Annotated in this window: 1 protein-coding gene; it reads right to left on the minus strand. The window is 41.4% G+C overall.

The window, feature by feature from the left end; translation table 11 throughout:
• Positions 1 to 502: ATP-binding protein (locus tag A3762_RS23370; protein ID WP_156493699.1), on the minus strand; the 502-nt coding region annotated here is incomplete at both ends.

Here is a 502-nt window from a genome sequence, read left to right on the forward strand (position 1 = left end):
TAAGCGCGTCATATAAATCATTATGCGTTGCAGGTTTTGGAAAATAACTATCGGCCCCAAGACTATTGATTTGATCGGCGCCCCTTAAATCAGCCAATTTAGTCAGCATACAAATGTGAGTATGATTGCTGTGCGAGCGGAGTGACTCGATGAGATTCTTGGTTTCTTGACCGATAACATGATTACTCAGAAAGCAAATGTCGCCATCAAAGGATTTAATTCCGTCTTTAAGTTCATCTGAATTGAGTTTTTTAGACGAGACTCCCCATGTTGTGAGTTGTTTTTCGATAACGCTTGCCGTTCGTTCACACGAGTCAATGATTAGAGCATTGATGTCTGAGAACTGGCTGATATCAAACCTATTACTTCTTTCAATTTCGGCCTTGAATGCTAATGTAAAGACGCTTCCTTCAGCGAGATCACTCTCAACAGTTATATCCCCGTCCATTAGCTCAGCGAGCTGCTTGCAAATAGTTAGTCCTAATCCTGTTCCGCCAAATTT

Source organism: Oleiphilus sp. HI0125 (assembly GCF_001635355.1).